14 protein-coding genes are annotated in these 12,506 nt (G+C 58.4%); 13 read left to right on the top strand and 1 reads right to left on the bottom strand.

Translation table 11 applies throughout. The features are described from left to right. Positions 1–28: 28 nt before the first annotated feature. Positions 29–1,372, top strand: coding sequence for a UDP-glucose dehydrogenase family protein (locus D0851_RS03470; protein WP_117617375.1), 1,344 nt, complete (start codon positions 29–31; stop codon positions 1,370–1,372). Positions 1,373–1,405: 33 nt separating this feature from the next. Then, on the top strand, positions 1,406–1,840 hold the full coding sequence (locus D0851_RS03465) for an HIT domain-containing protein (RefSeq protein WP_117617374.1): 435 nt from the start codon (positions 1,406–1,408) through the stop codon (positions 1,838–1,840). Here the strand turns inward: D0851_RS03465 and fabR are convergent. Next, entirely contained in the window at positions 1,837–2,469 is a 633-nt protein-coding gene (fabR, locus tag D0851_RS03460; RefSeq protein WP_117617373.1) for an HTH-type transcriptional repressor FabR, read from the bottom strand. The two genes, D0851_RS03465 and fabR, sit on opposite strands and share 4 nt — an antisense overlap. A 333-nt stretch (positions 2,470–2,802) precedes the next feature. On the opposite strand from fabR, the gene aspS reads away from it, so the two are divergent. The 11 genes from aspS to ybgF all read left to right on the top strand — a co-directional run bounded on the left by aspS (position 2,803) and on the right by ybgF (position 12,483). Next, entirely contained in the window at positions 2,803–4,611 is a 1,809-nt protein-coding gene (aspS, locus tag D0851_RS03450; protein WP_117617371.1) for an aspartate--tRNA ligase, read from the top strand. Positions 4,612–4,692: 81 nt separating this feature from the next. Then, positions 4,693–5,220, top strand: a complete 528-nt coding sequence (gene ruvC / locus D0851_RS03445) for a crossover junction endodeoxyribonuclease RuvC (protein WP_117617370.1) — start codon at positions 4,693–4,695, stop codon at positions 5,218–5,220. Positions 5,221–5,250: 30 nt separating this feature from the next. Then, complete coding sequence (gene ruvA / locus D0851_RS03440) at positions 5,251–5,880, top strand: Holliday junction branch migration protein RuvA (RefSeq protein WP_117617369.1); 630 nt, start codon at positions 5,251–5,253, stop codon at positions 5,878–5,880. A 131-nt stretch (positions 5,881–6,011) separates the two neighbouring features. After that, entirely contained in the window at positions 6,012–7,043 is a 1,032-nt protein-coding gene (ruvB, locus tag D0851_RS03435; protein WP_117620262.1) for a Holliday junction branch migration DNA helicase RuvB, read from the top strand. After that, entirely contained in the window at positions 7,036–7,497 is a 462-nt protein-coding gene (locus D0851_RS03430) for a YbgC/FadM family acyl-CoA thioesterase (RefSeq protein ID WP_117617368.1), read from the top strand. Before ruvB ends, D0851_RS03430 begins: the two co-directional genes overlap by 8 nt. A gap of 3 nt (positions 7,498–7,500) precedes the next feature. Then, complete coding sequence (tolQ, locus tag D0851_RS03425; RefSeq protein WP_117617367.1) at positions 7,501–8,190, top strand: protein TolQ; 690 nt, start codon at positions 7,501–7,503, stop codon at positions 8,188–8,190. A gap of 46 nt (positions 8,191–8,236) precedes the next feature. Continuing rightward, the gene (gene tolR / locus D0851_RS03420) at positions 8,237–8,683 is read left to right on the top strand and encodes a protein TolR (RefSeq protein ID WP_117617366.1); all 447 of its coding nucleotides are present in this window, start codon (positions 8,237–8,239) and stop codon (positions 8,681–8,683) included. Between the two features lie 79 nt (positions 8,684–8,762). Further along, positions 8,763–9,752, top strand: coding sequence for a cell envelope integrity protein TolA (gene tolA, locus D0851_RS03415; RefSeq protein WP_117617365.1), 990 nt, complete (start codon positions 8,763–8,765; stop codon positions 9,750–9,752). Between the two features lie 16 nt (positions 9,753–9,768). Continuing rightward, the gene (tolB, locus tag D0851_RS03410; RefSeq protein WP_117617364.1) at positions 9,769–11,082 is read left to right on the top strand and encodes a Tol-Pal system beta propeller repeat protein TolB; all 1,314 of its coding nucleotides are present in this window, start codon (positions 9,769–9,771) and stop codon (positions 11,080–11,082) included. 68 nt (positions 11,083–11,150) lie between these two features. Beyond that, positions 11,151–11,720, top strand: coding sequence for a peptidoglycan-associated lipoprotein Pal (gene pal / locus D0851_RS03405; protein ID WP_117617363.1), 570 nt, complete (start codon positions 11,151–11,153; stop codon positions 11,718–11,720). Positions 11,721–11,736: 16 nt separating this feature from the next. Further along, positions 11,737–12,483, top strand: coding sequence for a tol-pal system protein YbgF (gene ybgF, locus D0851_RS03400; protein ID WP_117617362.1), 747 nt, complete (start codon positions 11,737–11,739; stop codon positions 12,481–12,483). Positions 12,484–12,506: the final 23 nt, after the last annotated feature.

The following is a 12,506-nucleotide window of genomic DNA, read 5'->3' as shown; positions in this document are numbered from 1 at the left end:
TTTTCTTGTTTGTGTTGGGATTTAACGGATGAAAATTACGATTTTTGGAACCGGTTATGTAGGGCTTGTGACCGGCGCATGTCTGGCGGATGTTGGTCATCACGTTCTGTGTATGGATGTTGATCAGGCCAAGATCGGGAAGCTGAAGAATGGTCAGATTCCCATCTACGAGCCAGGTCTGGACAGCATTGTGAAGCACACCGTCGAGGCAGGGCGTCTTTCCTTTACCACAGACACCGAAGAAGCCGTCGGCCACGGGACCTTGCAGTTTATTGCGGTCGGCACGCCTCCGGATGAGGACGGGTCAGCGGATCTGCAGTACGTTACTGCTGTGGCCCGGTCCATCGGTGAATTCATGGACGACTACAAGGTGGTCGTGGACAAGTCCACGGTGCCGGTTGGTACTGGTGACAAGGTCGGGGCAGCGGTTCGGGCCCAGCTTGACCGCCGTGGGCTGGAGCTTGATTTTGACGTTGTGTCCAACCCCGAGTTCCTCAAGGAAGGCGCTGCCATCAATGATTTCATGAAGCCCGACCGCATTGTTGTCGGTACCGACAGCGAGCGGGCGGCGGAACTGCTGCGGGAAGTCTATTACCCGTTCAATCGCAGCCATGACCGCATGATCTTCATGGATCTGCGATCTGCGGAGCTGACCAAGTACGCTGCCAATTCCATGCTGGCTACCAAGATCAGCTTCATGAACGAGATCGCCAACCTGGCCGAACGACTGGGCGCGGACATCGAAGCCGTCCGCCGTGGTATCGGTTCCGATCCCCGGATTGGCTATCATTTCATCTACCCGGGCTGTGGTTACGGTGGTTCCTGCTTCCCGAAAGATGTACAGGCGCTGGCCCGGACGGCCAGTGACTGTGGCTATGAGGCGCGTCTGCTGAACGCGGTTGAGGCGGTCAACTACGCCCAGAAGCACGTCCTGTTCGATAAGATCAGTCACTACTTCGGTGGCGACCTGAAGGGCAGGGTCGTGGCCATTTGGGGGCTGGCCTTCAAGCCCAACACTGACGACATGCGCGAAGCGTCCGCCCGTACCCTGATGGAAGACCTGTGGAAAGCCGGCGCCACCGTTCAGGCCTTTGATCCCGAGGCCATGGAAGAAACCCAGCGCATCTACGGTGACCAGGACGGTCTGACCCTCTGCGGTACCAAAGAGCAAGCACTCAAGGGCGCGGATGTGCTGGCAATCTGCACCGAATGGAAGGAGTTCCGTTCACCGGATTTCGAGTCGGTCGCTTCCGCTCTCCGTGAGCCGGTCGTGTTCGACGGCCGCAACCTGTACGAGCCGGACATGCTCGAACGTTATGGGCTGATTTACTACGCCATCGGCCGTGGCCGTACCCAGTTCCATTCGCAGTAATCACATTGGCAGCAAACAAGGGGGGGGGCGATCATGAGCAGCCCAGAGGACTTCCGGTTACACGAACGGTTAAATGCCGATACCATTGGTCTCGGCAATAGTCCGCTGTGTGAGATCCGGCTGATGAACGACAGTACCTGGCCCTGGGTGCTTCTGGTTCCGGCTGTTGCCGGGGTCCGGGAGATCTACCAGTTGTCGGCGGATCAGCAGCACCAGTTGGTGCGGGAGTCCTCGGTGCTCAGCGAGGCCATGATGGACGTGTTCGGCGGCGACAAGATGAACGTCGCCGCCCTCGGCAACATGGTGCCCCAGCTTCACATTCACCATATCGTGCGTTTCGAAGGCGACCCGGCGTGGCCAGGCCCGGTGTGGGGCACGCAGGCGCCGGTGCCTTATACCGATCAGGAGCTGGAGCTGGTCAGGAAGCAGCTTGGTCCGGTGCTCTTGGAACTCCGGTCGGGCGTCTAGCGTCCTGAACGAGCCTGGTATTTTGCCAGCGTCTGGGAACCGACCAGAATCATCCGTAGCTCGGTTTTCAGCTTAACCTTGAGTTCCTCACGCTCCTTCGGAGTCGCATCCAGCGCCTCGGCACCCTGGTTGAACACCAGCGTCACCATGGCCTCGGCCACCAGCCTCGCTTCAGAAAGCGGCTTGTTCTTTTCCTCCGCGACCCGCCGAAGGTCATCGGCCAGTTCCGTCACGAAATGATCGATCTCCGCTTTCACCGCTGTTCGAAACGTGGTTGAAACGCCCGTACGCTCACGCAGCATCAGCCGGAAAAGGTTCGAATTGTTGCCAAGATACTCCATGAACGTCTCCACGGATGTTGAAATGGCACTGCCACCGTCCCGGGCGATCCGTTTACGGGCCTGACGCATCAGTTGCCGCAGAGCAACGCCACCTTCATCCACCAGGGCCAGACCCAGTTCATCGAGCTCGGCAAAGTGTCGGTAAAAGGAAGTCGGGGCAATGCCTGCCTCCCGGGCAACCTCCCGCAAGCTCAGACTGCCGAATCCCCGATCGGCACTGAGTTGCGAGAGCGCCGCATCCATTAATGCCCGCCGGGTTTTCAGTTTCTGCTCCGCTCTGGTGGCCAAGTTCAGACTCCATCTGCTGATAGAAAAGGCAGCATTCTAGCCGGCTGCCAACCCACAGTCATCCGGTCGCCTCATTTGCGTGCCAGCACGCCTGATTTTCAGCGCCATTGTGTTTATAATGGGCGGCTTTTCCGCTATGGTCGCAACATTTTTTGAGCGGGCACGAACAACGTAGCGCCGGGTGTGGTGGGCTTTTCCGAAACCTTGCGGAGCCATGGATGGCGGAGCAGAGCGTACAGGGACGTATTCACAGCGTGTTTCGGAAAAGCCCACCACACCCGGTGCGGCATTAAAGCACCAAATTTGAACACATTAAACGTAACGGGAACCGGTATGCGCAGTCATTATTGCGGTGGGATCAACGAATCCCACATTGATCAGGAAGTCACACTTTGCGGATGGGTCCACCGCCGCCGTGACCACGGTGGGGTTATCTTCCTGGATCTGCGGGATCGGGATGGTATGTCTCAGGTGGTTGTCGACCCTGATACCCCTGAAAGCTTTGCCCTGGCGGAGAAAGTCCGTAGCGAGTTTGTGATCAAGGTTACCGGTCGCGTGCGTCGTCGTCCCGCCGGGACCGAGAACAACAACATGCCCACCGGGCAGGTTGAGCTGCTGGGCAAGGAGTTGAGTATCCTGAATGCCGCCGCAACGCCGCCGTTCCCGCTGGACGAGCATGTGGATGTTGGTGAGGACGTTCGCCTGCGTTACCGTTATGTGGACCTGCGCCGTCCGGAGATGATCAACCGTCTGCGTTTCCGCTCCCGGGTAACCAGCTACATTCGTAACTACCTGGACAGTAACGGCTTCATGGATGTGGAAACCCCCATCCTGACCCGAGCCACACCCGAAGGCGCCCGTGATTACCTGGTACCCAGCCGTACCCACGAGGGTTCGTTCTTTGCGCTGCCTCAGTCTCCCCAGCTGTTCAAACAGCTGCTCATGGTGTCTGGCGTTGACCGTTACTACCAGATTGCCAAGTGCTTCCGGGACGAAGACCTGCGGGCGGACCGTCAGCCGGAATTCACCCAGGTGGATATCGAGGCCTCCTTCATTGATGAAGAGATCCTGATGGGCCTGAACGAGGACATGATCCGCTCCCTGTTCAAGGATGTGCTGGATGTCGATCTTCCGTCCTTCCCGCAAATGCCGTATGCCGAGGCCCTGCAGCGCTACGGCAGCGACAAGCCGGACCTTCGTATTCCGCTGGAGCTGCTGGACGTGAATGATCTGGTCGAGGGTGTGGACTTCAAGGTGTTCGCCGGCCCGGCCAAAGACCCGAAAGGCCGTGTTGCCGCCCTGCGTGTACCCAAAGGTGGCGAGCTGACCCGCAAGCAGATTGACGATTACACCAAATTCGTCGGTATCTACGGTGCCAAGGGTCTGGCTTACATCAAGGTCAACGACCTGTCCAGGGGCGTAGAGGGTTTGCAGTCTCCGATCATCAAGTTCCTGGGTGATGATGTTGCCCTTGCGATTATGGAGCGGGTGGGTGCTGAAGATGGAGACATCGTTTTCTTCGGCGCCGACAAAACCAACGTTGTGAACGAAGCCCTTGGCGCGCTGCGTATCAAGGTTGGTCACGATCTGGACATGCTGACCTGCGAGTGGGCACCGCTGTGGGTTGTGGATTTCCCGATGTTCGAGGAAACCCCGGACGGTGGTCTGACCGCTATTCACCACCCGTTCACTGCGCCTTCCTGCAGCCCGGAAGAGCTGGCGGCAGATCCGGCCAACGCGTTGTCCCGTGCCTACGACATGGTCCTGAACGGTACCGAGCTGGGTGGTGGGTCGATCCGTATCCATGACGAGAAAATGCAGGAAGCGGTGTTCCGCATCCTGGGTATCGGCGAGGAAGAAGCGCGGGCCAAGTTCGGCTTCCTGCTCGACGCCCTGAAGTTCGGTTGCCCGCCCCATGGTGGTCTGGCCTTTGGCCTGGACCGTTTGGTGATGCTGATGACCGGCGCTACGTCCATTCGTGACGTGATCGCTTTCCCGAAAACCCAGACCGCTACCTGTCTGATGACTCAGGCGCCGGGCGAAGTGGACGAGAAACAGCTGCGCGAACTGCACATCCGTTTGCGTAAGCCGGCAAAGCCGGTGGAAGGCAACAAGGCCGAAGCAGGCGAGGGTAAAGACTAAGTTGTGAGCAACGGGCGCGAGGCCTTACGCTCTGCGCCCGGGCGACCGTCAGAGTCGCTGTGACCAGACAGAGGCATTGATGTGGCGATAATTCTGGGCGTTGATCCCGGATCGAGGATTACCGGTTACGGCGTCATCCGTGTGGAAGGTCGGCACATCGAATACATCGACAGTGGCTGCATCCGCGTGGGTGAGAAACCCATGGCAGAGCGCCTGCAGACCATTTTCCAAAGTCTGGCCACGCTGATCGGCGAGTATCGTCCGGAAGAATTTGCCATCGAGCAGGTGTTCATGGCGCGCAATCCCGATTCGGCCCTGAAACTGGGCCAGGCCAGGGGGGCAGCTATCGTCAGTGCCGCCAACAGCGGCCTCGCGGTTCACGAGTATTCCGCCCGACAGGTCAAACAGGCCGTTGTCGGCAAGGGTGGGGCAGACAAGTCCCAGGTCCAGCACATGGTCCAGGTGCTGCTTTCACTCTCACGCAAACCTCAGGCGGACGCGGCCGATGCGCTGGCAATTGCGATGTGTCATGCCCACATGAGTCAGAGTATCCTGCGGTTGGCCAGTGGTGCCGGAAAGGTTCGAAGCGGTCGCGTGCGACAACAGTAAACTGCTCACAAGAGCCACAGGAGATACCCCTTGATTGGTCGTATCCGAGGTATTCTGGTTGAAAAAGCTCCGGGCCAGGCGCTGATAGAGTGCGCCGGTCTTGGCTACGAAATCGACATTCCCTACACCACCTTCTTTCATCTGCCCGAAACGGGCGATGAAGTTACCCTTCACACCCATTTTGCCGTCCGGGAAGATGCCCAGAGTCTCTACGGCTTTGCCTCTCGGCTGGACCGGAACCTGTTTCGCCTGTTGATCAAGGTTAATGGTGTGGGGCCAAAACTGGCGGTGGGCATTCTTTCCGGCCTTGATGCCCGGCAGTTTATCCGCTGCGTGGAAAACCGGGACTCCGCCTCGCTGGTCAAGCTGCCTGGGGTTGGCAAGAAGACGGCTGAGCGGCTTCTTGTTGAAATGACCGACCGGATAGGGCAACTTGAAGGGCAATTCGTGCCAACGTCGCCTGATACGACAGGATTGGGGCAGGTGGCCGGACATGCGGCGTCTGCCGGGCCGGGGGCGACAGAGGAGGCGGAAGCCGCGCTGATTGCGCTGGGGTACAAGCCCCAGGAAGCGGCCAAGGCCATCAGCAAGGTGGCAGAGGAGGGCATGACCAGCGAGACCCTGATCCGGCTGGCCCTTCGCAACATGATACCGGCCTGATCACCGACACCTGTCGCGAACCTGTAGAGAGCGTAACGTGACACCCTCAAAGCCCTTTGTACAATTGGGGCAGCCTGGAACCGCGGGCGAAGGTGAGGCACGATGTTGATTCCCACACTATGGGTGATGCCATGATCGAATCCGACCGGTTGATTTCGGCCCGGGCCGGTGAATACGAAGAAGTGCATGACAGGGCGATTCGCCCGGCCTTACTGGCCGAATACGTTGGCCAGCCGACGGTCCGTGAGCAGATGGATATTTTTATTTCAGCTGCCCGTGGGCGCCAGGAAGCTCTGGACCATGTGCTGATCTTCGGCCCACCCGGTCTTGGTAAAACCACCCTCGCCAATATCATTGCCAACGAGATGGGTGTGTCCATCAAGACAACCTCGGGCCCGGTTCTGGAGAAGGCCGGGGATCTGGCGGCGATGCTGACCAACCTTGAAGAAGGCGACGTTCTCTTTATTGACGAGATCCACCGCCTCAGCGCTGCTGTGGAAGAAGTGCTGTATCCGGCCATGGAAGATTATCAGTTGGACATCATGATCGGTGAAGGCCCGGCCGCCCGTTCAATCAAGCTGGATCTGCCGCCGTTTACCCTGGTAGGGGCCACCACCCGTGCCGGTTTGCTGACATCGCCATTGCGGGACCGCTTCGGCATTGTTCAGCGCCTGGAGTTCTACAACACTGAAGATCTCACCAGTATTATTATCCGATCCGCCCGCCTGTCTTCTGTTTCTATCGATGAAGCCGGTGCGTTCGAGATTGCACGCCGGTCACGGGGCACCCCGCGGATCGCCAACCGTCTGTTGCGCCGGGTCCGTGATTTTGCCGAAGTCCGCTTCGATGGTCGTATCACCTCTGACATCGCCGATCAGGCCCTGAACATGCTGAAAGTGGACAGTCAGGGCTTCGACCATATGGACCGCCGGCTGTTGCTGGCGATGATTGAAAAGTTTGATGGTGGCCCTGTGGGCGTGGAGAGCCTTGCCGCCGCCATCAGTGAGGAGCGGGGCACAATCGAGGATGTGCTCGAACCCTTCCTGATCCAGCAGGGCTACATGCTGCGTACGCCGAGGGGCCGCATGGTCACCTCCAACGCCTACCAGCATTTCGGGGTTGTCCCTCCGAAATCGGGCAGGGAGGGCGATCTTTTTGGTTGAACAGTCGGTAGAAGCGAGTTTTGAATTGCCGGTCCGGGTCTATATCGAAGACACGGACGCGGGAGGCATCGTATTCCATGCCAAATATCTTCATTACATGGAGCGGGCCCGGACCGAGTGGGTGCGCAGTTGTGGCGTCGGTTTGAGAGCGGGTCTTGCCGAAAACATCAGCTATGTCGTGCAGAGGCTGTCCATCCACTACTCTGTAGCGGCGAAGCTCGACGACGAACTGCTGGTAACTGCTGAGCCAGTGGCTTTCGGCCGGGTGTGGATGGACTTCAGGCAGAGAGTCAGTCGCGCGGCAGACAGGAAACTGCTCTGTGACGGTGAAGTGCGGGTTGCCTGTGTCTCTCTGGACACCGGCCGGCCCCGTCGCCTGCCGGACAATATGCAGGAACTGCTGGCCAGAAATGTCCAGCCTCCTGAAACAACTAACAGAATGAGTCAGGAGTAAGAGGTGGATTCAGAACTTTCAGTCTGGTACCTGATTGCAAACGCAGGTGTATTGGTGCAGTTGGTCATGCTTTTGCTGGCCCTGGCATCAATTATGTCCTGGGCGCTTATTTTTCAGCGCCTTCAGGTGTTCCGACAAGCCAAGCGGGCGCAGCTGGCATTTGAGGAGCGTTTCTGGTCTGGTATGGATCTCGGCCAGTTGTACCGGGAAGTGAATGCTGAACCGACACCGTTTTCCGGTATGGAATCGCTGTTTCGAGCCGGCTTCAAGGAATTTTCCCGGCTGCGCCAGCAAAGCCGCGATGCCGATGCCGTGATGGAAGGCACTCAGCGGGCAATGCGTGTTGCCTTCTCCCGCGAGCAGGAGCGCCTGGAGGCCCATCTTCCGTTTCTGGCAACGGTCGGCTCGACAAGCCCCTATGTGGGTCTGTTCGGGACCGTGTGGGGCATCATGAATTCATTTCGCGGCCTGGCCCAGGTGCAGCAGGCGACTCTGGCAACCGTTGCCCCGGGTATTTCCGAAGCCCTGATTGCAACCGCTATGGGTCTGTTTGCGGCAATTCCGGCGGTTATCGCCTACAACCGCTTCTCCGCCATGTCCGATGCGTTGCTGAAGAATTATGAAACCTTTGCTGATGAGTTCTCCAGTATTCTTCATCGCCGCGTTCACCAGACTGAAAAGAGCGCCGCGTGATGGCTACACCTTTTGAGGGTAGGAGTCGGGGCAGGAGCGAAAGTTTATGAAAGGCATGGGAATGATGCCGGAACAACGGCGAAAGCCAATGTCGGAAATCAATGTGGTTCCGTACATTGACGTGATGCTGGTGCTGCTGATTATTTTTATGGTTACCGCGCCGATGCTGACTCAGGGCGTCAAGGTGGACCTGCCACAGACCACCGCTGATCCGATTCAGGCGGATAAAGACGTCGAGTCGGTAATCGTTTCAGTGGACGCTAACGGTGCCTACTACGTGGAAGTGGGCGATAAGGGCAGCGATCCGATGTCGCTGGCCGAAGTCCGGGAGCAGATCGCCAAAATTCTGTCTCAGCGCTCCTCCAGTGAAATTCTGGTCCGTGGCGATGAATACGTTGAATATGGCACGGTTGTCCGTCTGATGGCGGAATTGCAGGGTGCCGGTGCCAGCAGTATTGGCCTGATCACTGAATCACCCCGGGACGACAAGTGACACCGGTGCGGGCAGGAGTGTTGTGAGAGATAACCAGCGCGAAGTAACCACAACCGGAGTGCCGCCCTGGAAGTCGCCAGTGGTGCTTTCGGTAACGCTTCATGTGCTGATCGTCGGTATTGCACTGACAGGCTGGTCCTGGAGCTCGCCGGAACACGAACCACCGCCCAGAAGCATCTCGGCACGCCTGATCACGCAGCAGGAACCAGAGCCAAGCCCGGTCGTGGATCTGGCAGATCAGCAAAAACGTGACGAGGAACGCAGGGCCGAGGAGCAGCGCAAGCAGGCCGAGGCCGAGAAGCGACGCCAGGAAGAAGAGGCACGGCGGGTTGCCGAGCAGAAGCAGCGCGAAGAGGAGAAGCGGCTCCAGCAACACCAGCAACAGAAGGAGCGTGAGCAACAGGAAGCCGAGGCGAGGGAACGGGAGGCCCGGAAAGCCCGTGAAGAGGAAGCCGCCCGTCAAAAAGCCGAGGCTGAGGCGAAAGAGCGCGAACGCCAGAAAGCTGAGGAAGAAAAGCGGCGGCAGGAAGAGGCCAGAAAGAAGGCTGAGGAACAGAAGCGCCGGCAGGAAGAACAGCGCAAGCGTGAAGACGCGGAGCGCAAGCGCCAGGAAGAGTTGGCGCGCCAGGAGGCTGAACGTAAGCGCCTTGAGGCGGAACGGAAGCTCCGGGAGCAGCAGTTGGAAGCTCAGGCAGATGAAGCCCGGCGAGCTCGCGAGGCGGAGGCTCGCCGCCAGCAAGAGGCGGCAGCAGCAAAGGCCAGAGAAGCGCAAATGCTGTCCGAGAGTGAAAAGTATCAGGCTCTGATACGGGAAAGGCTCAGTCAGGCCTGGTATCCGCCGTCGTCGGCCACGGAGGAGATGACAGCGCGGTTGCAGATCACGCTGCTGCCCACGGGTGAACTTGCCAGTGTGAAACTGGTCAGCAGCAGTGGCAATACCGCTTTCGACAATTCAGCTCTGGGCGCTGTACGCTCCCTGAGTCGTTACCCAATACCCAACGAGCGTGATACGTTTGAACGGTATTTCCGGCAGTTTACGATTGAGTTCAACCCACGCAGGTTGAGATAAGGATACGGATAACACCATGACACAGGGGATTTGGTACAACCCGTCAAAGACAATTCTGGCAGCAATCGCTCTGGTATTCGTAGCTGTTTCAGGCGTGCGGGCAGAACTGCTAATCCGGATAACCGAGGGTGCAGATTCCGCCATACCTGTCGCTGTGGTTCCATTCGCCGAGTCCGGTCAGATGCCCGCCGGAGACAAGGTCAGCAGTATTGTTCAGGCGGACCTCACCATGACAGGCGAATTTCGCGCCCTGTCACCGGAAAAGATGCTGAGTCTGCCATCCAGGCGGGAAGAAGTGTATTTCCGGGACTGGCGTTTGCTAGGCCAGCGTTACGTGCTTGTTGGCGGGCTCAGCCGCAGTGGCGACCGGGTTCAGGCCCGCTACGAGCTCTTCGACGTAAACCGCGAGGAGCGGATTCTCGGAGAAACGGCGGCGGCGCCCGCCTCCAACATGCGCTCCCTGGCCCACCACATCAGCGACAAGGTCTACGAAGCGATTACCGGCGTGCCCGGGGTATTCTCGACCCAGCTTGCCTTTGTGACTCTGGATGCCGCCGGTGGCAAGCCGCGCTACCGTTTGCAGGTAAGCGATGTGGATGGCAAGCGGGCCCGCATCCGGCTGGAAAGTCAGGAGCCAATCCTCTCGCCGGCCTGGTCGCCGGATGGTAAAAAGCTGGCTTATGTCTCCTTTGAAACCGGAAAGCCGGTGATATTCGTGCATGAACTTGCCTCTGGCAAGCGTACCAAGGTTGCGGATTTTCCGGGCCTTAACTCGGCGCCCGCCTGGTCTGATGATGGCAGGTCGCTGCTGATGACGCTTTCCAGGGACGGTAATGCGGAGATTTACCGCATGAATCTGGAGACCCGTCAGCTGACCAAGCTGACCAACCATTGGGCGATCGATACCGAAGCGAACTGGGACGCCAGTGGCAAAGGAATTTTCTTTACCTCCGACCGTTCGGGGGGCCCCCAGATCTATCATATGGAAACACCCGGTGCCGAACCCCGGCGCATTACCTTTGGTAGCCGTTACAACGCCCGCCCGCGGGCCGATAGCAACGGAGAATTTGTCTATTACGTACATCAGCGTGACAGCGCGTTTCACATTGCCCGTACAGACCTTGAGACCGGGGAGGAAACCATCCTCACCCGGACAGAGTCTGACGAATCTCCAAGTGTTGCCCCTAATGGCAGGATGCTGATCTATGCAACCGACCAGAATGGCACCAGCGTGCTTACCGTCATATCGTCGGATGGCGGGGCTGCATACAGTCTTCCGGGCTCTGAGGGGGAGGTTCGGGACCCGGCCTGGGGGCCTCTGGTTCGCTGATTGCCATAGCCCGACCGGCTTCGGTAATTGTTCAAGAAATAACGTCAATCAACTGAAAGGAAAAGATTATGAAGTTTTCAGCTCAATCCAAGGCATTTGCACTTTTACTCTCCGTAGGCCTGGTTGCAGGCTGTAGTTCGACCGGCGGAACCGCGGAAGACGGCGAGTACGGCTCAGACGTCGGGGCTGTGGATCAGGAAGGCGGTTCTACCGTGTACGGCGGTGATGATCAGCGTGGCGTTTCCTCCTCTGCAATGACAGAAAAAGAGCGTATGGCCGCCCGTGAGCAGGCCGAGCAGGCAGCGCTGCGTGATATTACCGTGTTTTATTTTGATTTCGATACTGCGGAAATCAAGCCCGAAGCCCGTGACGTCCTGGTGGCCCATGCCCGCTACCTGGCCAACAATCCGGGCCGGAATGTTCGTCTGGAAGGCCACGCTGACGAGCGCGGCACCAAGGAGTACAACCTGGCCCTCGGTGAGCGCCGTGCCAACGCAGTTCAGCGCTTCCTGATTGTGAATGGTGCTTCACGGGGACAGATTGAAACCGTAAGCTATGGCGAAGAGAAGCCGGCAGTGATGGGTTCCAGTGAAAGTGCGTGGGCCCAGAACCGTCGTGTGGAACTCGTATTTGAGTAATCACACAGGAAGGACCATGAGACAAACACTCATGGCGACAGTGTTGCTCCCGCTTGCCTTCGGGCAGGCGGGGGCAGCCCTGGCGCAATCAGCTCAGAACGCTCAGCGTAGCGCCAACAACAGCCAGGCCACGGCTGAGCTGTTCTACATGATCCAGCAGCTTCAGGGCGAAGTCAGGCGCCTCCAGGGTGAAGTGGAGGAGCAAAGGCATCTGATTAACCGCCTGCAGGAACAGGGGCGCGACCGGTATATTGACCTGGATCAGCGTATCCTGGACCTGTCTGAGAAGTTGGCTTCGCAACCGGCTCCTGAGCCCTCAGCAGGCCCGAATCCGGCCACTTCCGGTTCGGCCCCGGCAGTCAGGGAGTATCGCCAGCCCGGTGCCGAAGAGCGCAAGGCCTACGAACAGATTCAGGATCTTATCCGCAACCAGAAGAAATATGATGAGGCCATCAGCCGGATTTACGAGTTTATCGATAAGTATCCGGAAGGCGACCTTACCGTAAACGCCTATTACTGGCTGGGTGAGGTTTATCTGGTCAAGCCGCAGCTGGAACAGGCGAAGCAGGCATTCACCATTGTTGCCACCCGTTTTGCCGATCACCGGAAAGCGCCGGATGCGCTTTACAAGCTCGGCGTGACTCATGATCGCCTGGGTGAAAAGGCTGAAGCGCAGCGCCGTATGAAAATGGTGATTGAGGATTACCCCGCCAGTAGTGCTGCAGACCTGGCAAGGAAGTATCTGGCGTCAGGAAACATCTGAGCTCTCCGTACGGGAAAAATGTT

The organism is Marinobacter sp. Arc7-DN-1, assembly GCF_003441595.1.
GTDB classification, from domain to species: Bacteria; Pseudomonadota; Gammaproteobacteria; order Pseudomonadales; family Oleiphilaceae; genus Marinobacter; species Marinobacter metalliresistant.
The sequence above is the reverse complement of the archived record's forward strand: the minus strand, read 5'-3'. Positions and strand labels throughout refer to the sequence as shown.